Genomic DNA, 20,151 nt, shown 5'->3' with positions numbered 1-20,151 from the left:
TCCACCGCTGACGCGGGTTCAGGACGCGGGCACACGCAGGGCGGCCAGCACCGGAAGGTGGTCCGTGGCCGCCCTCAGGTCGCTTGCCTCGATGCCCGGCAGGCCCAACGGCACTCCGCAGCCCAGCACTTCGACCCTCTCGGTCGCGAAGATCGCGTCGATGCGCTGACGGGGATCGGCGGGCGTCGAGGTGTACTCGCTCCCCCACGGCTTGACCGCCCACCCGTCCTGAAACTCCTCGGCCAGCCGCCGGAAAGAACGCCCCGTCGGCCGGTCGTTGAGATCACCGGCCACGATCGCGTGCGGTACGTCCATCTCCCGGACCTGGTCGAGCACCATCCCGGCCTGGGCGAGGCGTTCGTCGCCCCGGAGGCTGAGATGGCAGCTCAGCAGCCCGATACGGGCGCCACCGATCCGTACGACGGCCGTGGCGAAGCCCCGCCGGTGCAGACCGGGTGTCAGGGGCAGCAGCACGTCCCGCGTACGCTCCACGGTCGCGCGCAGTGAGCACATCAGCAGGGGGCCCGCGGCCGTACCGCCACCGCTGAGGACGACGAGATCGGTCCGGGCGGCCAGCCACGCGGCCCGCTTGCGCCAGCGGAAGAACCGGGGCGCCTCCTGGACGAAGACCAGGTCGGGCTCGCAGGCCCGGATCACCCGGGCCAGCGCCTCGCGATCGTCGCGCATGGAGCGGACGTTGTAGCTGAGCACCCGGATCACGGCCGAACCGTCGGGCTCGGTACGGGAGTCGGGCAGCGAAATCATGGGGACGGGTCCACCCAGTCCACTCACCGGAGTTGTCACCGCACCACGATATGACAACGCCCGCGGTCACCCCGCGGGGCGCGGCGGGGCATGATCGCCCGGATACCGGGTCCCGCCCGGTGGCCGGTTTTGTCCTCAATCGCCGGACGGGCTACGTGTTTTGTCCTCAATCGCCGGACGGGCTTGTCAGCCGGCGATTGAGGACAACCGTACGGTCCGGCCGGCTCAGCCCTGGCGGGCCAGGTCCGCGGCGCCCACCAGCCCGGCCTTGCCGCCCAGTTGGGCGGCGAGCACCTGGGCGTGCGGACGCCACGCGCCGCCGATCAGCCAGCGGCGGAAGGACTTGCGGATCGGGTCGAGGACCAGTTCGCCCTCGTCCGACACACCACCGCCGACGATGAACGCCGACGGGTCGAACAGCGAGGCCAGATCGGCCAGGCCCGCACCGGCCCAACGGGCCAGCTCCCGGAAGGAGTCGACGGCCACCGGGTCGCCCTCGCGGGCGGCGGCGGAGATGTGCTTGCCCTCGATGCCCTCGGTTGTGCCGTCGCCGAGGCGCAGCAGGATCTCCGCGTTCTCGGGTGTGGCGTTGGCGCGTTGCTTCGCGTATCTGACGAGGGCGCGCCCCGACGCGTACTGCTCCCAGCAGCCCTGGCTGCCGCAGCCGCACAGCAACCCGTCGGGAACGACCCGGATATGGCCGAATTCCGCCGCCACTCCGAAGCGTCCACGGCGCAGTTTGTTGCCGATGATGATGCCGCCGCCGAGCCCGGTGCCCAGCGTGATGCAGATGACGTCGTCGTGGCCCTGTCCGGCCCCGAACTTGTACTCGCCCCACGCTGCCGCGTTCGCGTCGTTCTCCACGACGACCTGCATCCCGACCCGCTGCTCGACCTTGTCCTTGAGCGGTTCGTGACGCCAGTTGATGTTCGGCGCGAACAGGACGGTGGCGCGCTTGTCGTCCACGTAGCCGGCGGCGCCGATGCCGACCGCCTCGATCTCGTGTCCCTTGCCGGCTCCGGACACCGCCGCGCAGATCGCGTCGACAATGCCCTCCGCAGTTGGTGGGGTGGGCACCAGGTGCGTATCGAGAATCGCGCCCTCTTCGTCGACCACGCCCGCCGCGATCTTCGTGCCGCCGATGTCGACGCCGATGGTGAGTCCCATGTATCCCTCAGTTTTCGGTCGAGCCCCGCTGTGGCCAACCGTACCCGAGGGCGGGCGTACGGCTGGTCAGTCCAGGTCGATGCGGTTGCCGGGAGTGGGGCCCTCGTCGCGGGGATCCGAGGGGTCGTTGGCCTTTTCGTCGGTCTTGCCGAAGCTGACGTCGGGCGTATCGGCCGGTCCCCGGGTCCAGCGGCGCTCGTCGCCCTCGACGGCGGACCGGTAGGCGGCGAGCAGTTCGTTTCCGGCCGCCGCGAGATGGTCGAAGAGATCCGGATTGCGGTCGATGACCGGCTCGACGGCGGACTTCGCCTGGTTGATGAACTGCTGGACGGCGCCCTGCGCGGCCATCCCCAGCAGCGGGCTCTGGAACGAGGACACCTTGTCGGCCACGGCGTCGACGAACCGGCGCAGCTCCTCGGAGGCGGAGCCGGGCGGCGTCCCGTGGACGGCACGGCGGCGGGCCTTCTCGGCGGCCAGGTCCTCGGCGCAGGCCGTGGCCCAGGCGTCCGGGTCGGCGGCGGGACGCTCGGTCGCATCGCTCATGGGTTACTCCCGCATCAGGACAAGGCGCCTCGTCCGGGTCGGACCGGAGGCTGTGTACCTTCGACGGTACCTGAACCCGGGTGGGACGTTCAGGGTGTGCGCGGCCAGAGCCCCGGGTCCGGCGTGAAACGGACCTTCAGGACACCGTCCGTGAGCGCGGCGCCCGAGACGGTGCAGCGCCGCAGGGCGGCGGCGAGGGGCACGATGCGGTGGAACGGGCCCACGGTCAGGAGCAGTTCGTCGCCGCGCCGTATCAGTGCGACGTCCGCCTTCACGGCGCCGGGAAGTGGCAGGGACCACACCAGCAGCCCGTCCGCCTCCCGCCGGTCCTCGACCCACCACGGATCGTGATCCGGCCCCGGACCTCCGTCGAGACCGCCGAGATCCGGTCCCGGATCAGCCATGTCACCGAGATCACCGAGATCGGCGAGATCGGCGAGATCGTCCGGGCCACGCGGGTCCCGCCCCAGGTGGCGCACCGCGCGCAGCGGCCACGCGGGGGCGGTGGCGGTGGCGGTGGCGGAGCCGGAGCCGTACTCCTCGCTCCACTCGTCCAGACACTTCTGCTGCTGGGCGGCGAGCGTCGCGAGCCAGGCGTCGGGCGAATCCGTCGGCAGCACCTTGTTCGGTACGAGGGCGTCGACGCGCAGCCCGTACAGACCGAGCCCGGCGCGGGCCACCCGCAGGGCCTCCCCGGCGGCCGGGCCGGGCTCGGCGACGAGCCGTACGGTCGTGGTGCCGGCCTCGATCAGCGCCTGGACGGCGGCCAGTTCCTCGTCCTTGCGGGCGGCGGCACCGTACAGCCAGTCCGCGGGCATCGGTACGCCGGCGAGCTGCGCGATCATGGGCCGCAGCGCACGCGCGGCCTGTCGCTCGACCGGCAGGAGGCGGCCCAGCAGCCGGCGCAGCCGCTCGGGCAGGGCGAGTACGGACAGGGCGTCGCGCAGCGGCGGCAGGTCCACGACGAGCAGGTCCCAGTCACCGGCCGAGGCCCGGCGCAGCGCCTGGAGCAGGGCGAATTGTTCGCTGCCCGGCAGCTCGGTCAGCTCCTCGCCGTCGAGTCGGCGGGCGCCGAGCATGTCGAGCGCGGCGGCGGCGCGGTCCTGGAGGGCGAGGAATTCGGTGCGGAAGTAGTCGGCGGGGTCGACGCGCGCGGCCCACAGGCCGGGCGTCACCTCGGCCGGTTCGACGGTGACGGCGACCGAGGCGCCGAGGACGGCGCCGGGGCCCGCCGGGTCCGCGCAGAGCAGCAGCGTGCGGCTGCCGCGCCGGGCGGCGGCCAGGGCGGTCGCCGCCGCGACGGTGCTGCGGCCCGCCCCGCCGGGGCCGGTGACCAGGACCGTACGCATCGCGCCCGCGGGGCCTGTGCTGTGCGCGCGTTCCGTCATCAGGTGGTGGGCGTCTCGGCCGCTCCGGCGGCTCCGGCGCTGCCCGGTGCGCTCTCGACGCGCTTCTTCAGACCGGCCAGGGCGCGGTCGATGATGACCTTCTCGGCCTTGCGCTTGATCATGCCGAGCATCGGGATCTTGACGTCGACGGTCAGCCGGTAGGTGACCTCGGTGCGCTCACCGCCGGCCGCCGGTGCCAGCTGGTACGAGCCGTCGAGCGCGCGCAGCATCTGGGACTTGACCAGCGTCCAACTGACCTCGTCGCCATCGGTCCAGGTGTACGCGAGGGTGTGGTCGTCCTTGATCGCTCCCGCGTCGAGGACCAGCCTGACCTGCTCGGCCCGGCCCTCGGCGTCGGTGGACAGGACCTCGGCCTCCTTCACCTCGCCGGTCCACTCGGGATAGCGGGCGAAGTCGGCGATCACGCCCATCACGTCGGCGGGCGCCGCCTCGATCGTGATGCTCGACTTGGTGTGTTCCGCCATCGACGTGCTCCTCCAGATGGTGTCCCCCGGTGAAGCGGGGCGACGGTCACGCTTACCGGTACCGGCCGTGCAGCGTGCAGGTTATCGCGTGGTGCCGGTCACCATTCCATGGCCCAGGGCCGTCCGGTGGACGCGAAGTGTCCGACGTTCACACACTCCGTCGAGCCGACGCGCATCCGGGGGACGAGCGGCTGGTGGACATGGCCGAACAGCGCGTACCTCGGTTTCGTACGGCGGACGGCGTCCAGCAGCGCGCGGCTGCCGCGCTCGAAGCGGCGGGCGACGGTGTCGTACGTCAACTCGGGCACCTCGGGCGGGATATGGGAGCACAGCACGTCGACGTCGCCGAGCCGCTCGACCTTGGCCGCGTACTCCTCGTCGGAGATCTCGTACGGGGTGCGCATCGGGGTGCGCAGGCCACCGCCGACGAAGCCGAAGACGCGTCCGCCGATCTCGACCCGCTCGCCGTCGAGGACGGTGGTGCCCGGTCCGGCGTACTCGGGCCAGAGGGCGGGGATGTCGACGTTGCCGTAGGTGGCGTACGTCGGAGTGGGGAGGACGGCGAACATTTCGGCGTACTGGCGGCGTACCGCCGATTCGATGGCCGTGTCCCGGTCGGTCGCCAGCCCGGCCCAGAGGCTACGGCCCAGGTCACGGGCCTCCTCGAAGCGGCGGGCGGTGCGCAGTTCCACGATGCGGTCGGCGTTCTCCTTACCGAAGAGGTCGGGGAAGATACCGCGCGAGTGGTCGGCGTAGTCGAGGAAGAGCACGAGGTCACCGAGGCAGATCAGGGCGTCGGCGCCGTCGCCGGCCGTGGCGAGGTCGCGGGTGTTGCCGTGCACGTCGCTGACGACGTGGACACGGGTGCGCGCGGGGCCGTGCGCAGCGCCGTTCCCGCCCTTGTCCCGGCCGCCGTCCCGGCCGCTGTTCCTGTCGCCGTTCCCGCTGTTCCCGCCGCTCATCCCGCCGTCGCGCATGCCGTTCACCCTAGATCGCCGCCTGCCGGCTGTGTAGAGGGGTCCGGACCTGCGCTTACCCACACGTTCGTTCAGCCGTGGACTACTCTGCGCGAAGGACCGTCAAAACCAAATGTGACGCAGGGAACATCTGGCTGGGCACCCCTATCCGGAACCGAGTACTGATGGGTAACGTCCGGGCAGTCCTTCTGTGCTCACCCCCGAAGCACCTGCCCGATGTGGACCGCAGCCGGTTCGGCACAGTGCCGTGTCGCCGGCGCCCGACGAGGAGCAGCAGTCTTGCGCGAGTTCAGCCTTCCGGCCCTGTACGAAGTCCCCTCGGACGGCAACCTGACGGATCTCATCCGCCGCAACGCCGCCCAGCATCCCGATGTCGCGGTCCTTGGCCGCAAGGTCGCGGGGGCGTGGACGGACGTCACGGCCACCCAGTTCCTCGCCGAGGTACGGGCGGTGGCCAAGGGGCTGATCGCGTCCGGGATCCGCCCCGGTGAGCGGGTCGCCCTGATGTCCCGTACCCGGTACGAGTGGGTGCTGCTCGACTTCGCGATCTGGAGCGCGGGCGCCGTCACCGTACCGGTGTTCGAGACCAGCTCCGCCGAACAGGTCCAGTGGATCCTCGGTGACTCGGGCACCGCGGCCATGATCGTGGAGTCCGACGAGCACGCCGCCGCGGTGCGGTCCGTCTCGGACGGGCTGCCGGAACTGCGGCACGTCTGGCAGATCGAAAAGAGCGACGCCGACGACAGGGGTTGTGTGGCCGAACTGACCGCCGCCGGCGCGGAGATCACCGAGGCGGTGGTCGACGAGCGCAGCGCGACGGCGAAGGCCGACGATCCGGCGACGATCGTCTACACGTCGGGAACCACCGGCCGCCCCAAGGGCTGCGTGCTGACGCACCGCGCCTTCTTCGCGGAGTGCGGCAACGTGGTGGAGCGTCTGAAACCGCTGTTCCGTACGGGCGAGTGTTCCGTCCTGCTGTTCCTGCCCGCCGCGCATGTCTTCGGGCGGCTGGTCGAGGTGGGCTCCGTGATGGCGCCGATCAAACTCGGCTGCGTACCGGACATCAAGAATCTGACCGAGGAGCTGGCCACGTTCCGGCCGACGCTGATTCTCGGGGTGCCGCGCGTCTTCGAGAAGGTCTACAACTCGGCGCGGGCCAAGGCCCAGGCGGACGGCAAGGGCAAGATCTTCGACCGCGCGGCACAGACGGCGATCGACTACAGCCGGGCGCTGGGCGGCGAGCAAGGTCCGTCCCTCGGGCTCAGGATCAGGCACCGGGTCTTCGACGCGCTCGTGTACCGCAAACTGCGGGCCGTGCTCGGCGGTCGCGGCGAGTACGCCATCTCCGGCGGCGCCCCGCTGGGCGAACGGCTCGGTCACTTCTTCCGTGGCATCGGCTTCACCGTGCTGGAGGGGTACGGCCTGACGGAGACGTGCGCGGCCACCTCGTTCAACCCGTGGGACCGGCAGAAGATCGGCACGGTCGGGCAGCCGCTGCCGGGTTCGGTGATCCGTATCGCCGACGACGGCGAGGTGCTGCTCCACGGCGAGCACCTGTTCACGGGGTACTGGAACAACGAGGCGGCGACGGCGGAGGCGCTGGCCGACGGCTGGTTCCACAGCGGCGACATCGGCACGCTGGACGAGGACGGGTATCTCGCGATCACCGGCCGCAAGAAGGAGATCCTGGTGACGGCGGGCGGCAAGAACGTCGCGCCCGCCGTGCTCGAGGACCGTATCCGCGCGCACGCGCTGATCGCCGAGTGCATGGTGGTCGGCGACGGCCGTCCGTTCGTGGGCGCGCTGCTGACGCTGGACGAGGAGTTCCTGGCGCACTGGGCCAGGGACCACGGCAAGCCGCCGGGCTCGACGGCGGCGACGCTGTACGACGACCCGGAGCTGCTGGCGGCGGTCCAGCGGGCGGTGGACGACGGCAACGCGGCGGTCTCGAAGGCGGAGTCGGTACGCAAGTTCCGCGTCCTCAAGGCGCAGTTCACCGAGGACGCGGGGCACATCACACCGTCGCTGAAGCTGAAGCGCGGCGTGGTGGCCAAGGACTTCGCGGACGAGATCGAGTCGATCTACCGGGCGTAGCCGCTGGCCGTTGGCCGGGCGCCGGGACACACCGGGCTCGGCCCGAGAGCCGGGCGGCCCCGCGTACGCCTCGCGGCCACAACGGTGCGGACGGCCTACGCGTCGCGCACGGCCGACGCGTGCCGGGCAGACACGCGCCACCCAACAACCCCCACCTCCTACAGCAGCGTGCGCAGTCGCGTCGCCAGGAGGTCCCAGCGCCAGCGTTCCTCGACCCATTCCCGGCCACGGCGCCCCATCCGCCGCCGCAGCTCGGGGTCCTGGAGCAGCGTCACGACGCGGTCCGCCGACTCCTCGGCGGCGCGCGCGGCGGGGCCGCCGCGCACCACCCAGCCCGTCTCGCCGTCCAGCACGGCGTCCGGCGCGCCGCCGGAGTCGCCGGCGACCACCGGGAGCCCCGTCGCGGACGCCTCCAGGTAGACGATGCCCAGGCCCTCCACATCGAGGCCGCCGCGACGGGTGCGGCAGGGCATCGCGAAGACGTCGCCCGCGCCGTAGTGGGCGGGCAGTTCGGACCAGGGCACGGGGCCGGTGAAGCGTACGGAGTCGGCGACGCCGGTGTCGGCCGCCAGCTTCCGCAGTTCCTTGGCGTACGGTCCGCCGCCCACGATCAGCAGTACGGCGTCCGGGACCCTCGCGAGGATCGCCGGCATGGCGAGGATCAGCGTGTCCTGCCCCTTGCGCGGCACCAGCCGCGAGACACAGACGACGACGGGCCGCTCGGCGAGCCCCAGGCGCTCGCGCACCGCGTCACCGCCCGATCCCGGATGGAATGTCTTCTCGTCGACGCCCGGCGGCAGTTGGACCATGCGCCCGGCCGCATCCGGCGTGAGCGCGGCGGCGATACGTGAGCGGGTGTACTCGCCGAGGTAGGTGACCGTGTCCGTGCCCTCGCCGATACGGCGCAGCAGCCGCCGTGCCCCGGGCAGTTGGGCCCAGCCCGCCTCGTGGCCGTGCGAGGTGGCCACGATCCGCCGGGCGCCGGCCCGGCGCAGCGCGGGGCCCATCAGACCGAGCGGGGCCGCGGCGCCGAACCACACGGACTCGCAGTCGTGTTCACGCAGCAGGCCCACCGCCCGCTCGGTCACCTTCGGGGTCGGCAGCAGCATCGTCGTACGGTCGCGCACGACCGTGAAGGGCTGCTCGGCGTCGAAGGCGGCCGTCGCCTCCGCACCCTCGGCGCCACGCTTCCAGGTGGAGGCGTAGACGACGATCCGCGCGGGGTCCAGCCGTAGCGCCATGTTGTGCAGGAACGCCTGGATGCCGCCGGGCCGGGGCGGGAAGTCGTTCGTCACGATCAAGGTCTTGTGCATCGTCGCCGACAGTATCGAACGGCCCCGCCTCATCGCTCCCGCGTCCGTCTCCCCGCATGATGGCTCCCGCCACTCAAATACACATAACGGTCAAAACGGGCAGGTGGTCATGGCGGTCGGGGACGGGACGCACACGCACGGCACAGAGGCCGCAGAGGCGGCAGAGGCCGGGGAAGCCCCGGCGGGCCACGCGATCGGCGCGCTCGCGCCGATCGCGGTGTGGCTGTTCACCAGGTCCGTACTGATGCTCTGCGTCCTGAAGATCCTCCTCGCGCCCGGCGTCGACGTCACACCGGACGTCTCCGTGACCTATCAGGGCTGGTACGACATCCTGCGCACCGGCACCTTCCCTCAGTCGGACGTCACCTGGCAGTACCCGCCCGGCGCCGCCTTCGCGATCCTCTCCCCCGCCCTGCTGCCCTTCCTCGACTACGCCACCGCGTTCTTCACCCTGTGTCTGCTCTGCGACGCGCTCGTCTTCGGTCTGCTGCTCCGCACGAGCCGCCGCGCGAGCCCCGGAACCGGAACCGGGACCGGGACCGGGCGCTCGACGCGCGGCGTGTGGATGTGGGTGGCCGGCGTGGCACTGCTCGGGCCCACCGTGTACGCGCGCTACGACCTGATGGTCACCGCCGTCGCCGTCTGCGCCCTCCTCGTGGGCGTCCGCAGGCCCCAACTGCTGGGAGCGCTCGCGGGGTTCGGGGCGCTGCTGAAGGTGTGGCCGGTGCTGCTGCTGATCGGTACGCCGCGGGGCCGGGTCACCCGGCTGTCCTGGTCGGCCGCCGTCGCGACGGCCCTCGCGCTGCTGGCCGTGGTGTCCGCCGTGCTGCCGGGCGCGCTGGACTTCCTCACCGCGCAGCGCGACCGGGGTACGGAGGTCGAGTCGCTGGGCGCGCTCGTCTTCCATGTGGCCCGGCATCTGGGCTGGGACGGTGCCGTGATGTTCAGTTACGGCTCGGTGGAGTTCCGGGGGCCGTACGTCCCGCTCGTCAGCGCGCTCGCCCTGATCCTGAGTGTGGCCGCCTTCGGCTGGCTGCTCCTGTGGCGGGTCAAGGCGCGGACGTTCACGGCGGGCACCGTGTGCGACGCGGCGTTCGTCGCCGTACTGCTGTTCACCGTCACGAGCCGGGTGATCAGCCCGCAGTACATGATCTGGCTGGTGGGCCTGGCCGCCGTGTGCCTGCTGGCGCGCTCGAGCCCGATGACGCTGCCTTCGGTGCTCGTGCTGGTGGCCTCCGCGGTCACCGCGCTGGAATTCCCGCTGTTCTTCTCGCACGTGACGGCGAGCGACCCGCTGGGCGTGACCCTGCTCGTCGTACGCAACGGGCTCCTGGTCGCCGCCGCGCTGACCGCGTGCGGCCGGCTGTGGCGCGCGACGGTGCCGGGGCAACGGTCGCGCGAGCGCGAGGAGGAGGCGGCGGACACGGCCGACACAGCCCCGAGCGGGCACCGGGGCGCGGCGGACGGCAAGGAGGACGCGAACCGGCTGCTCGGCTCCTGACGGCCCGGCACAGGCCCGGCACAGGCCCCGTGCGACGCCTGTACGGGCCCCGGCCCGCCCCCGTCAGCGCAGCCGCTCGCGTATGTAGTCCCGCCACAGCGCGCCGAACTCGTCGGGCGTCACCGACAGCACCTCGTTCATCGCGTCCTCCACGGCGCCCTCCCGCCGCTCGTGCTCCCCGACCGCCCGGTAGAGGTCCGTCAGCTTCCGCTCGCCCCAGCGCTCGGCGATCAGCTCGCACGCCAGGCGCCCGCCCTCGTACGCGCGCGCCAGTTCGTCCGCCTCCGCGTCGAAGGCGAACTCCGTGTCCTCGGGGAGCGCGGCGGGCAGGCCGCCCCGGCGCAGGGACCGTTCGAGTTCCGGCGCGGCGTGCCCGTCCGTACCGCCGCCGTCCCGGTAGGCGACCCAGTCGGAGAAGCCCTCCGACAGCCACATCGGCGTTGCCTGGGAGGTGGCCGCGCGCGTCGCCACATGGGTGGTCTCGTGGGTGAGGACGATCCGGCGCCCGAAGTCGCCCAGCACGCCGTACGCGTCGGGGTTGACGATCACCCGGTCCGCCGGCGAGGAGCCCTTCGCCCCCGTCTCACCGGTCGTGACGGCGGCGATGCCCCGGTAGCCCGCCGCCGACGCGCCCAGCAGAGCGGCCATCGACGTCACCGACTCGGGCACCAGCACCACGACGCGGCCCGACCACTCGCCCGGCCACGCCTCGTCCACGGCGGGCACCGCCTCGTCGGCCGCCGCGGCGATCTCGCGGAGCCGGGCGTTGTCCTGGCCGACGCCGAGGATCAGGCTGCGCCTGCCGTGGACGACCTCGACGGCGCCCTGCTGCCAGAGCTGCTGCACGCCGCCCTCGCCGGGCCGGTCGGCGCTCACATACCAGCGCCCGTCGCGTTCCGCCAGCTCCAGCGTGCGGGAGGAGGTGACGGGCGCGGTGTCGTAGCCCGCTATCCGGTAGCGCAGCTCGGCGCGCACCGTCGCGCGGGCGCCGGAGCGCTCGACGTCCCGCAGCTCGTACTCCCAGGACCGCACGGGTACGTCGGCGAGGTTCTGATACGTGCGCCGCTCGGCGGCCAGCAGTTCACCGGCCGTCGGGTCGACGGCGGCCAGATAGCCGCTCTCGTCGCGCTCGAGCAGGGCGTCGGCCCGGCTGTCGAGGGTCCGCTGGATGGCGCCGGTGGCGGCGTCGGTCCCGGGGGGCGCGGAGCAGCCGGAGGCGACCAGCAGACACCCGAGCAGCGAGGCCACCGCACGGCGGCGCACCGTGTCGCGGCGGGTCGTACGTCCACGACCCGCCGCACGTCTCCGAGTCGTACGTCCCTGACCTGCCACCCTGCCGATCGTACGGGGCGCCGCGAGGGCGCCCCCGCGACAGCGGGCCGGGGCTCAGACGCGGGTGACCGACGAGACCGGCATCATGCCGACCGGGTCGTAGCGGACCGAGGCGCCGGGGTAGGGCGCGTGCACCACCTGGCCGTTGCCCATGTACATCCCGATGTGGCTGGCGTCGTCCCGGTAGGCGACCAGGTCGCCGGGTCTCGCCTGGGAGAGCGGCACCTGCTGTCCGGCGTACCGCTGCGCCTGCGAAGTGCGCGGCAGGGACACCCCGGCCTGCGCGTACGCCCACTGGGTCAGGCCCGAACAGTCGAACCCCGAGGGGCCGTTGGCGCCCCACACGTACGGCAGGCCGACGACGCCACGGGCCGCGCGGGCAGCCGCCGCCGCGCGCTCGGACGCGGGCGCCTCGCCGGAGAGCGACATCGGGGCGCCGTCGCGCCCCGAGCGCGAGGCCCGGTCGGCGTCCCTCTCGGCATCGGGCAGCGAGTTCAGCAGCCGCCGCGCCTCGGCGAGCTTGGCCTCGACGGTGCGCTTGTGGCGGGCGACGGCGGCCCGGCTGCGCTCCAGCTCGGCGAGGTCCTTGCCGGCCTCCTGACGCTGCTGGCCGAGCTTGCGCTGGGCCTGCCCGAGATCGCGCAGGGCCAGGGCCTGACGGTCGCTCAGCCGGTCCAGGGCCTCGGCCCTGCCGAGATAGCTGTCCGGGTCGGAGGAGAGCAGCAGCGCGAGCGCCGGATCGATGCCACCGGAGCGGTACTGGGCGCCGGCGATCGAACCGAGCGCGCCGCGCATCCGGTTCACCCGTTCCTGGCCCCGGGCGGCGCTGTCGCGCACCCGGTCCACCCGCGCGCGCAGCGCGTCGGCCCGCTCGTCCGCCTCGTTGAACCGCTCGGTGGCCTTCTCGGCCTCCTCGTAGAGCCGGTCGACGGTCGAGCGGGTCGCCTCGGTCGTGTCGCGCGGGTCCGCGCCCGCCGACGCCGTCCCGAGGGCGGTCACGGCGGTGACCGCGGCGGCGGACAGGACCGTGACCCGGGTGCCCCGGCTGTGGCCGGGGTGTGAGGAACGACGATGGGACACCACAGGAAGCCGCACTTCCTTCCGCTGGACGCAACTACACAGCCCCTGCCGCCCGACGGGCGGACGATGGCCGGGAGCTGCGGCGCAGCAGACAGTAACCGTGCGGACACTCGGTGATCAAAGACCGCGCCGGGCACAGACAGTGACGCCCCGCCGGAGACCACAGGTCACCGGCGGGGCGTGCGTCAGCGGGAGTAACCGGAGTTCGCCCGAACGGGCGGTCGCGGTCGCGTCCGTGAGGTGTGCGTACGTCACCGGGCGTATGTCACGGGGCGCACGCGTACGCCCGCGTACACACGTGCCCGTGCGTATGCGTACGCCTACGCGTCAGACGCGGACGCCGAACTGGAAGCTGCCGGCCCACTCCATGGACTCGTACCGCACCACGGTGCCCGGCTTGGGGGCGTGGATCACCTGGCCGTTGCCGACATACAGCGCGACATGGCTCAGACCGCTGAAGAACACCAGGTCACCGGGGGCGAGTTCGCCCCTGCCTATCTTCACTCCGTCGTTGACCTGGGTGTACGTGGTCCTGGTGAGGCTCACGCCCGCCTGGGCGTAGGCCCACTGGGTCAGCCCGGAGCAGTCGTAGGAGTCGGGGCCCTCGGCGCCGGAGATGTACGGCTTGCCCAACTGGGTCTTGGCGGCGGCCAGCGCGGCGGCGGCACGGCCCGAAGAGGCCGTCTCGTTGCCGAGGTCGGCGCGCTCGTTGCCACGGGCCGCGCGGTCGGCGTCCTCCTGCTCGATCTGCTGGCGCTCCTCGGCGGTCAGCGTGTTGAGCAGCTTGTTCGCCGCGTTGAGCTTGGTCTGGACGTCCTTCTTCTTCTTCGCCAGCTCCGTGCGCGTCTCGGTGAGGTCCTTCAGCTTCAGGGTCGCCTCTTCGCGCTGCTGGGCGAGCGTCCGCTGCTTGGCCTGGATCTGCTCCAGCGCGCCGACCTGCTTGCTGCCCATCTGGTCGAGTACGGACGCCTTGTCCAGATAGTCGTCCGGGTCGGAGGAGAGGAACAACTGGAGCGCCGGGTCGATGCCACCGGAGCGGTACTGGGCGCTGGCCATCGAACCGAGGCCGGTACGCAGCTCGTTGAGGTCTTCCTGACCGCGGGCGACCTTGTCCTGGATCGCCTCGACCTGCTTCTCGAGCTTCTTTTCCTTCTCCTCGGCGCCACTGGCCTTCTCGGTCGCCGCCTCGGCCTCGTGGTAGAGCTCGTCGACCTGTTCCTTGACGTCTTCCTTGGTCGGCTTGGGATCTGCCTGCGCGGCTTGGGACGTCAGGGCGACAGCGGCGGCGGCGGTCGCGGAGAGCACGGTCACGCGGGCGCGGCTCGGCTGCTTGGGACGACGGTGGGACGCCACGAAGGCGAGCTCCTTCTTCCTCGAGCCGCCTACCGGGCGTGGGGAGCGGATCCCCGGCTCCATGAGTCAGCTTTCCCGGCGGGCCGGGAATCCGGATTCGACCGGACTGAACTACACGGATTCGGCGGTTCCTTCGCCGCCACCCCGGATGGGTGATCAACCGCGCGAAGGTTCGAGCCCTGACCCTAGTGACCTTCTTGTGATCAGTTCAAATCCTGAAGAGAAAAAACTTCACCGCGGAGGGGTTTCTTCACATACATCGCACAGACAGTGATGAGCACTTGACCGTGCGAGGTGACATCGGGTGAGCAAATGCCGCATTGGCCACAGGAGTTACTAGACGCGCGAAAGCCGCTTCAGCAGCAAGGCGGACGCGACGGGTCTCGCACCGGCCCGCGCCACCCCGTCCGCGACCTCACGATCGGTGGAGACGACCACCACCGGACGCCCCGGCGGCTCCGCCCGCACGAGCTGCCGGATCAACTCGTCCGCCGTCACGCCCGGTTTGGAGAACAGCACCCGCACCCCGCGCGGCGGCGCGAGCAGTACGGGAGCGGCCAGTTCGGCACCGTCGAACACACACGTCATCTCGGCGCCCGACTGTGCCGCGAGCATCGCGAGCCCGCCGAGCAGCCGCAGCCGCTGTTTCTCCAACGGCATCGTCGGATAGCCGGTCTTGGTGACGTTGTAGCCGTCCACGACCAGATGCGCCTGCGGCAGCGCCAGCAACTGGTCCAGCAGCGCCGGATCCATGTCCGACAGCGCGCGGGCCGCGATGTCCTTGGCAGACATCCGGCCGGGCTCCACGGCGTCCACCAGATCGGCGGGGTGCGCGGCGGCCGGCGGCAGCGCCAGCTCGCGCCGCAGCCCCTGCGCCGACTCCAGGACGGTGTCCAGCAGCAGCCGCAGCCGCATGTCCCCGACCGAGCGCCCCTCGCGGGCGGCCCGCCGGCTCGACTCCACCGCCGACTCCGCCTCCGTGAGCCGGGCCTTGAGACGCCGCGTCTCGCTCTCCGCCGCGGACACCTGGGCCGCGGCCTCCGCCCGTACGGTCTCGATCTCGGCGGCGTTACGGCGCAGGGCGGCCTCGCCGCGCTTCACATCGCTCAGGGCACCGCGCAGCTTGCGCTGCGCGGACTCGGCCTCCCTGCGGGCGGCGTCCAGCTCCGTACGCAGCCGCTCCGTCTCGGCCTTCGTCGCGGCGCGGGCCAGCGTCAGCTCCTCGCGCAGCCGCTCCAGCTCGCGGCGGTTCTCCTCGTCCACGCGCTCGGCGTCGGCGCGCTGGACCTCCTCGCCCGCGGCGGCCACCAGCTTCACCCAGCCAACGGGGCGCAGGACGTACGCGGCGGCGGCGACGTCCATGGGGTCGGCGGCCGGCGGCGGTGAGCCCGATTCCACGGCGGCGGCCAGCTCGGGATCCGCCTGGGTGAACCGCTCACCGATCCGCTGCCGGAAGACGGCGTCGCTCTCCAGGGCCGCCGCCATGGCGTTGCCCGCGAACCGGGCGCGTCTGTTCGGTGTGAAGCGCGCGTACTGGCGCAACTGGGCGGGCAGTTCGGTGACGGTCAGACCGCCGAAGGCGTCCGAGACCAGCGCCACGACCCGTCGCCGGACTCCCTCGGGCAGCGGCCTGTCGAGCGCCTCGGCGTCGCCGCCGGCCGCGTCGGCCGACTCAGCGCCGCTTGCGGGCTGCTCCACGATCCGTCACCCCACTACCCTTTCGGGCGGCTCCCTCAGGAACCGGCGCCCGGCCTGTCAACCAGTTCGATCTGATCCACCGCGTTGCACCAGCGGCAGCGGACGGACTCGATGGTCTCACTGACCACGTCGCGCTCCTCGACCTTCGGCTCCCCGGCCAGGTCCAGATGGACGTACTCCACCACCTTGGAGGACCGCGTCACATCGAACCGGGTGAGATTGCCGCACAGCGTGCAGCGCCACCGGGTGGCATCGGTCGGCGAGGGAACCGTCGTCATCGTGCCGTCCTCTTGTCTCGAGCGCTGATGTCGTGCTGCCGAGCCTGCCGCACCGTTCCCCGGTGCGGCGCCGAACCGGGGAAGTGCGCGCCGTAACCCTACGGCCTCCCGCGTATCCCATGTCGCGGCGAGGCGGTCTGTACCTGTCTGTCCGCGTACGAGATGATCCATGGATGATCAATTGGCGCGCGGCGGCCGGTGCGCCGGTCGTGACCTACGGTCTGATCGGCCTGTGCGCTCTGGCCTTCCTGGCCAGTCCGCTCTCGGGGTTCAATCCCGCGTACGGGACGGGCGACGCCCTGCTCGCCGCGCAGAGCACGTACTTCGAACGCTGGGGGGTGATCCCCGACGAGCTGATGAGCGGCGACTCCCATGCGCTGCTCACCCCTCTCACCGCGCTGTTCGTCCACGGAAGCTGGCTCCATCTGCTGGGAAACCTGCTCTTTCTCTACGTCTTCGGGGCGATGGCCGAGGAACGGATGGGACGGGTGAGGTTCACCCTCTTCTATCTCGTCTGCGGCTATCTCGCCCTGCTCGCCTACGCGGCGGCGAACGCGGACTCCGGCCAGACCCTGGTGGGCGCGTCGGGCGCGATCTCCGCCGTGCTGGGCGCCTTCCTGTGTCTTCTTCCCCACGCGCGCGTCACCAGCCTCTTCCCGTTCCTTTTCTTCCTGCCGCTGCGCTTCCCCGCCTGGATCGTCCTGATCTTCTGGTTCGCCCTCCAGTGGCTGGCGGCCCACAACGCGAAACCGGGCCCCGGCGTCGCGTATCTGGCGCATCTGGTGGGCTTCAGCCTCGGCTTCGTCGCCGCGTGGGTCCTCTTCAGGCGTACGGCGTTCGCCGGGAGGGGCACTAGAGTGAAGCCCCGTTCAGCGGCCACCGAGGGAGAACGCCAACCGTGATCACCGCGATCGTGCTCATCAAGACCAGCGTCGACCGGATCCCCGAGATCGCCGAGTCGATCGCCGCGCTGGAGAGCGTCACCGAGGTCTTCTCCGTCACCGGCACCTACGACCTGATCGCCATGGTCCGCGTCGCCAAGCACGACGATCTGGCGGACGTCATCCCCGGCAGCATCAGCAAGATCCCGGGCGTCGAGGCCACGGACACGCACGTCGCGTTCCGTACGTACTCCCAGCACGATCTGGAAGCCGCCTTCGCGATCGGCCTCGACGCGTAGGACCGTCCGCGTCTCGTGGATCAGCCGCGGTCAGGGACGCAACGGCCGTCCTCCGTACGGTAGTTCCAGCGCGCCCCGTCCCGGACCAGCTCCTTGACCGCGCCGATGAACCGTTCCACGTGCTCGTCCGGTGTGCCGGCCCCGAAGCTGACCCGGATCGCGTTGAGCGACGTCTCACCGGGAGCGGCGTCCGGGGCGCCGCACTCCCCCGGGTCCCCGGCGTCGCCGCCCAGCAGGGTCCGCACGAGCGGGTGGGCGCAGAACAGTCCGTCGCGTACGCCGATGCCGTACTCCGCGGAGAGCGCGGCGGCGAAGTGCGAGCTGTTCCAGCCGCCGACGACGAAGGAGATGACGCCCACGCGGGGGGCGTCGTCACCGAACAGCGAGAGCACCCGCACTTCGGGCACCTCGGCGAGACCCGTGCGCACCCGCGCCACCAGCTCCTGCTCACGCGCGACCAGTTGGCCGAAACCCGCCTCGGTCAGCGCCTCGCAGGCCGAGGCGATCGCGTACACACCGATGACATTCGGCGAACCGGCCTCGTGCCGGGCGGCGGTGGTGTGCCACTCGACGTCCACACCGCCGTCGGCACGCCGCGCGACCTTACGGCTGGCGCCACCACCGGCGAGATACGGCTCCGACTCCCGCAGCCAGTCGGCACGGCCCGCGAGCACACCGGAGCCGAACGGCGCGTAGAGCTTGTGCCCGGAGAAGGCGACCCAGTCCACGTCCAACTCCGCGATGTCCACGGGGTGGTGCGGGGCGAGCTGCGCGGCGTCGAGGACCACACGCGCGCCGTGGGCGTGGGCGGCGGCGGCCAGTTCGGTCACGGGCCACAGCTCGCCGGTGACATTGGAGGCGCCGGTGACACACACCAGCGCCGGGCCCTTCGGGTCGCGTCCCGCGAGGGCGCGCTCCAGGGTGGCGACGGCCTCGGCGGGGGTGCGCGGCGCGTCGAGATAACGGACGCGGGCATCACGCCAGGGCAGCAGCGACGCGTGGTGCTCGGTCTCGAAGACGAACACCTCGCAGTCGGCGGGCAGCGCGGCGGCCAGCAGATTGAGCGAGTCGGTGGTGGACCGGGTGAAGACGACCTGGTCGTCCTCGCGGCAGCCGAGGAAACGGGCGACGGTGCGGCGGCTGTTCTCGAAGAGGTCGGTGGAGAGCTGCGAGAGGTAACCGGCGCCGCGGTGGACACTGCCGTAGTACGGGGCGTAGGCGGCGACGTCGTCCCAGACCCGGCGCAGGGCGGGGGCGCTGGCCGCGTAGTCGAGCGCGGCGTAGGTGACTTCGCCGCCGGTGACGAGGGGGACGGTGACGTCACAGCCGAGCACGGGCAGCGGCTGGTCGGTTCCGGTGTGGGTGAGGGTGTCGGTGGGTGCGGACATGGCGGTATCTCCCGGCAGGACGAGGCGGAAACGGCATCAGGACCCGGCAGGCGGACACACTGCCGCGACGGCGGATGCCGTGACGGCGTGCGGGATCACCTGGGGTGTGGGACTCACTGAAGAGGGCCCAAGGCCCTATCGCATTCGCTTGCTCACGAGACTGCTCCCTTGAGGACCAGGACCCCAGGGATGACGACATCCGAACGATGTCCAGGGGTCCGCGCTTGCCGCAGACCTCGCTGCCTACGGCCTGGTCTTCACCCGGGGCACCCCGCCACGGACGGAGGGTTGCCGGACAGCGGGCCGGGGCCGTAGTCGCTGTCACTCATGACCTGGGGTGAGATTACCCCACCCGTCCGCGACGGCCCAGACCGCGTCCGCGATACGGGACACGCGCCGGCCCGCACACTCAGCCCGTCCGGCGGCCGGCTTGTCCTCAATCGCCGGACGGGCTGCATTTTTTGCAGCCCGTCCGGCGCCCGCCGCTACGCGTTGCTCGCCGCCACCCAGCGCTCCAGGCTCTGCTTCGCCGCGCCCGAGTCGACCGCCTTCGCCGCCCGCGCGAATCCCGCCGCGAGCTGGTCGTTCAGCGAGCCGTCGCCCGGCTCCAGCGCCACCAGCGCCGCCGCCGCGTTCAGCAGGACCGCGTCCCGTACGGGGCCGGTCTCACCGGCCAGCAGCCGGCGCGCGACGTCCGCGTTGTACGAGGCGTCCGCACCGCGCAGCGCCTCGACCGGGACCAGCTCCAGACCGATGTCCCTGGGGTCGAAGGTCTGCTCGGTGACCCGGCCGTCACGAACCACCCATACGTGTGAAGTGGCGGTCGTGGTCAGCTCGTCCAGACCGTCGTCGCCGCGGAAGACGAGCGAGGAGTTGCCGCGCTCGGCGAGCACCCCGGCCACGATCGGCGCCATCCGGCTGTCCGCCACACCGACCGCCTGGGCGCGGACCCGCGCCGGGTTGGTGAGCGGTCCCAGGATGTTGAACGTGGTCTGCGCGCCCAGCTCCTTGCGGGCCTTGGCCGCGTAGCGCAGCGCCGGGTGGAACTTCACCGCGAAGCAGAAGGTGATGCCCGCCTCCTCGGCGACCTCCACGACCCGCTGCGGCGTCAGCTCCAGATTGACGCCGAGCTTCTCCAGCACGTCGGAGGCGCCGCTCGCGGACGACGCCGCGCGGCTGCCGTGCTTGACGACCTTCCCGCCCGCCCCGGCCACCACGATCGCGGCCATCGTGGAGATGTTGACGGTCTTGGCGAGGTCGCCGCCGGTGCCGACGACGTCGACCGTGTCGCCGGGCACCTCGATGGTCCTGGCGTGCTCGTACATGGCACGGACGAGTCCCGAGACCTCGTCCACGGTCTCGCCCTTGGCGCGCAGCGCGACGGCGAAGCCCGCGATCTGCACGTCGGTGGCCTCACCGCTCATGATGCGGTCCATCGCCCAGGCCGTGGCGCCGGTGTCGAGATCCTGGCCGCGCAGCAGCGAGTTCAGTACACCCGGCCAGGAACGCGCCGCCAGGGTGTCGCCTCCGGCCGGTGCAACAGCGCTGCTCATGCTCGCTCCTGGGATCTGGGGACGGGTGCACGGCGTTGTGGCCCGTGCTGCCAGGC

General features: G+C 71.8%; 18 protein-coding genes and 1 riboswitch. Of the genes, 4 read left to right on the top strand and 14 right to left on the bottom strand.

What is annotated here, in order from left to right; translation table 11 throughout:
- Nucleotides 1–18: 18 nt before the first annotated feature.
- The 6 genes from OG329_RS32260 to OG329_RS32235 form a co-directional block, all read right to left on the bottom strand.
- Entirely contained in the window at nucleotides 19–765 is a 747-nt protein-coding gene (locus OG329_RS32260; protein WP_405799910.1) for an endonuclease/exonuclease/phosphatase family protein, read from the bottom strand.
- A gap of 225 nt (nucleotides 766–990) precedes the next feature.
- Complete coding sequence (locus OG329_RS32255; RefSeq protein WP_405799909.1) at nucleotides 991–1,932, bottom strand: ROK family glucokinase; 942 nt, start codon at nucleotides 1,930–1,932, stop codon at nucleotides 991–993.
- A gap of 66 nt (nucleotides 1,933–1,998) precedes the next feature.
- Nucleotides 1,999–2,475 carry a DUF5304 domain-containing protein gene (locus tag OG329_RS32250; RefSeq protein ID WP_405799908.1) on the bottom strand — a complete coding sequence of 159 codons (477 nt, stop codon included), beginning with the start codon at nucleotides 2,473–2,475 and terminating at the stop codon, nucleotides 1,999–2,001.
- An 89-nt stretch (nucleotides 2,476–2,564) separates the two neighbouring features.
- Nucleotides 2,565–3,824 (bottom strand): ArsA family ATPase, encoded by a 1,260-nt coding sequence (locus OG329_RS32245; protein WP_405802139.1) that lies wholly within the window; start codon nucleotides 3,822–3,824, stop codon nucleotides 2,565–2,567.
- A 38-nt stretch (nucleotides 3,825–3,862) separates the two neighbouring features.
- Complete coding sequence (locus OG329_RS32240) at nucleotides 3,863–4,348, bottom strand: SRPBCC family protein (RefSeq protein ID WP_405799907.1); 486 nt, start codon at nucleotides 4,346–4,348, stop codon at nucleotides 3,863–3,865.
- A 98-nt stretch (nucleotides 4,349–4,446) separates the two neighbouring features.
- Complete coding sequence (locus OG329_RS32235; RefSeq protein WP_405799906.1) at nucleotides 4,447–5,325, bottom strand: metallophosphoesterase; 879 nt, start codon at nucleotides 5,323–5,325, stop codon at nucleotides 4,447–4,449.
- Between the two features lie 279 nt (nucleotides 5,326–5,604).
- On the opposite strand from OG329_RS32235, the gene OG329_RS32230 reads away from it, so the two are divergent.
- Nucleotides 5,605–7,419, top strand: a complete 1,815-nt coding sequence (locus OG329_RS32230) for an AMP-dependent synthetase/ligase (RefSeq protein WP_405799905.1) — start codon at nucleotides 5,605–5,607, stop codon at nucleotides 7,417–7,419.
- A 158-nt stretch (nucleotides 7,420–7,577) separates the two neighbouring features.
- Here the strand turns inward: OG329_RS32230 and OG329_RS32225 are convergent, their stop codons facing one another.
- Nucleotides 7,578–8,732 carry a glycosyltransferase family 4 protein gene (locus tag OG329_RS32225; protein WP_405799904.1) on the bottom strand — a complete coding sequence of 385 codons (1,155 nt, stop codon included), beginning with the start codon at nucleotides 8,730–8,732 and terminating at the stop codon, nucleotides 7,578–7,580.
- Between the two features lie 109 nt (nucleotides 8,733–8,841).
- Here OG329_RS32225 and OG329_RS32220 point away from each other — a divergent pair, with 109 nt between their 5' ends.
- Nucleotides 8,842–10,233, top strand: a complete 1,392-nt coding sequence (locus tag OG329_RS32220; protein WP_405799903.1) for a glycosyltransferase 87 family protein — start codon at nucleotides 8,842–8,844, stop codon at nucleotides 10,231–10,233.
- 63 nt (nucleotides 10,234–10,296) lie between these two features.
- Here OG329_RS32220 and OG329_RS32215 read toward each other — a convergent pair whose 3' ends face one another.
- The 5 genes from OG329_RS32215 to OG329_RS32195 form a co-directional block, all read right to left on the bottom strand.
- Nucleotides 10,297–11,496 (bottom strand): hypothetical protein, encoded by a 1,200-nt coding sequence (locus tag OG329_RS32215; protein ID WP_405802137.1) that lies wholly within the window; start codon nucleotides 11,494–11,496, stop codon nucleotides 10,297–10,299.
- Between the two features lie 123 nt (nucleotides 11,497–11,619).
- Nucleotides 11,620–12,648, bottom strand: a complete 1,029-nt coding sequence (locus OG329_RS32210) for an NlpC/P60 family protein (RefSeq protein ID WP_405799902.1) — start codon at nucleotides 12,646–12,648, stop codon at nucleotides 11,620–11,622.
- Between the two features lie 324 nt (nucleotides 12,649–12,972).
- Nucleotides 12,973–13,998 carry an NlpC/P60 family protein gene (locus tag OG329_RS32205; RefSeq protein WP_405799901.1) on the bottom strand — a complete coding sequence of 342 codons (1,026 nt, stop codon included), beginning with the start codon at nucleotides 13,996–13,998 and terminating at the stop codon, nucleotides 12,973–12,975.
- Nucleotides 13,999–14,334: 336 nt separating this feature from the next.
- On the bottom strand, nucleotides 14,335–15,696 hold the full coding sequence (locus OG329_RS32200; protein WP_405799900.1) for an NYN domain-containing protein: 1,362 nt from the start codon (nucleotides 15,694–15,696) through the stop codon (nucleotides 14,335–14,337).
- A gap of 35 nt (nucleotides 15,697–15,731) precedes the next feature.
- Nucleotides 15,732–15,974 carry a hypothetical protein gene (locus tag OG329_RS32195; RefSeq protein ID WP_405799899.1) on the bottom strand — a complete coding sequence of 81 codons (243 nt, stop codon included), beginning with the start codon at nucleotides 15,972–15,974 and terminating at the stop codon, nucleotides 15,732–15,734.
- Between the two features lie 173 nt (nucleotides 15,975–16,147).
- Between OG329_RS32195 and OG329_RS32190 the strand changes: the two genes are divergently transcribed.
- Entirely contained in the window at nucleotides 16,148–16,876 is a 729-nt protein-coding gene (locus tag OG329_RS32190) for a rhomboid family intramembrane serine protease (protein WP_405799898.1), read from the top strand.
- The gene (locus tag OG329_RS32185; RefSeq protein WP_405799897.1) at nucleotides 16,873–17,154 is read left to right on the top strand and encodes an Lrp/AsnC family transcriptional regulator; all 282 of its coding nucleotides are present in this window, start codon (nucleotides 16,873–16,875) and stop codon (nucleotides 17,152–17,154) included. The genes OG329_RS32190 and OG329_RS32185 overlap by 4 nt, the downstream gene beginning before the upstream one ends.
- Before the next feature lie 20 nt (nucleotides 17,155–17,174).
- Here OG329_RS32185 and OG329_RS32180 read toward each other — a convergent pair whose 3' ends face one another.
- Both OG329_RS32180 and trpD read right to left on the bottom strand, forming a co-directional pair.
- Complete coding sequence (locus tag OG329_RS32180; protein ID WP_405799896.1) at nucleotides 17,175–18,542, bottom strand: aminotransferase class V-fold PLP-dependent enzyme; 1,368 nt, start codon at nucleotides 18,540–18,542, stop codon at nucleotides 17,175–17,177.
- Nucleotides 18,543–18,757: 215 nt separating this feature from the next.
- Nucleotides 18,758–18,875: riboswitch (SAM riboswitch) on the bottom strand.
- Nucleotides 18,876–19,027: 152 nt separating this feature from the next.
- Nucleotides 19,028–20,095 carry an anthranilate phosphoribosyltransferase gene (gene trpD / locus OG329_RS32175; protein WP_405799895.1) on the bottom strand — a complete coding sequence of 356 codons (1,068 nt, stop codon included), beginning with the start codon at nucleotides 20,093–20,095 and terminating at the stop codon, nucleotides 19,028–19,030.
- Nucleotides 20,096–20,151: the final 56 nt, after the last annotated feature.

It is taken from the genome of Streptomyces sp. NBC_01506 (genome assembly GCF_045040295.1).
Taxonomy (GTDB): domain Bacteria; phylum Actinomycetota; class Actinomycetes; order Streptomycetales; family Streptomycetaceae; genus Streptomyces.
Note: the sequence above shows the minus strand (reverse complement) of the source record. Positions and strands in the feature narration are given on the sequence as shown.

What these genes read in the sequence shown, in the direction of transcription:
- OG329_RS32220 (WP_405799903.1), top strand. Translation starts at nt 8,842, where the DNA reads ATGGCGGTCGGGGACGGGACGCACACGCACGGCACAGAGGCCGCAGAG.
- OG329_RS32225 (WP_405799904.1), bottom strand. Translation starts at nt 8,732, where the DNA reads ATGCACAAGACCTTGATCGTGACGAACGACTTCCCGCCCCGGCCCGGC.
- OG329_RS32245 (WP_405802139.1), bottom strand. Translation starts at nt 3,824, where the DNA reads ATGCGTACGGTCCTGGTCACCGGCCCCGGCGGGGCGGGCCGCAGCACC.
- OG329_RS32195 (WP_405799899.1), bottom strand. Translation starts at nt 15,974, where the DNA reads ATGACGACGGTTCCCTCGCCGACCGATGCCACCCGGTGGCGCTGCACG.
- trpD (WP_405799895.1), bottom strand. Translation starts at nt 20,095, where the DNA reads ATGAGCAGCGCTGTTGCACCGGCCGGAGGCGACACCCTGGCGGCGCGT.
- OG329_RS32235 (WP_405799906.1), bottom strand. Translation starts at nt 5,325, where the DNA reads ATGCGCGACGGCGGGATGAGCGGCGGGAACAGCGGGAACGGCGACAGG.
- OG329_RS32260 (WP_405799910.1), bottom strand. Translation starts at nt 765, where the DNA reads ATGATTTCGCTGCCCGACTCCCGTACCGAGCCCGACGGTTCGGCCGTG.
- OG329_RS32255 (WP_405799909.1), bottom strand. Translation starts at nt 1,932, where the DNA reads ATGGGACTCACCATCGGCGTCGACATCGGCGGCACGAAGATCGCGGCG.
- OG329_RS32180 (WP_405799896.1), bottom strand. Translation starts at nt 18,542, where the DNA reads ATGTCCGCACCCACCGACACCCTCACCCACACCGGAACCGACCAGCCG.
- OG329_RS32240 (WP_405799907.1), bottom strand. Translation starts at nt 4,348, where the DNA reads ATGGCGGAACACACCAAGTCGAGCATCACGATCGAGGCGGCGCCCGCC.
- OG329_RS32250 (WP_405799908.1), bottom strand. Translation starts at nt 2,475, where the DNA reads ATGAGCGATGCGACCGAGCGTCCCGCCGCCGACCCGGACGCCTGGGCC.
- OG329_RS32190 (WP_405799898.1), top strand. Translation starts at nt 16,148, where the DNA reads ATGATCAATTGGCGCGCGGCGGCCGGTGCGCCGGTCGTGACCTACGGT.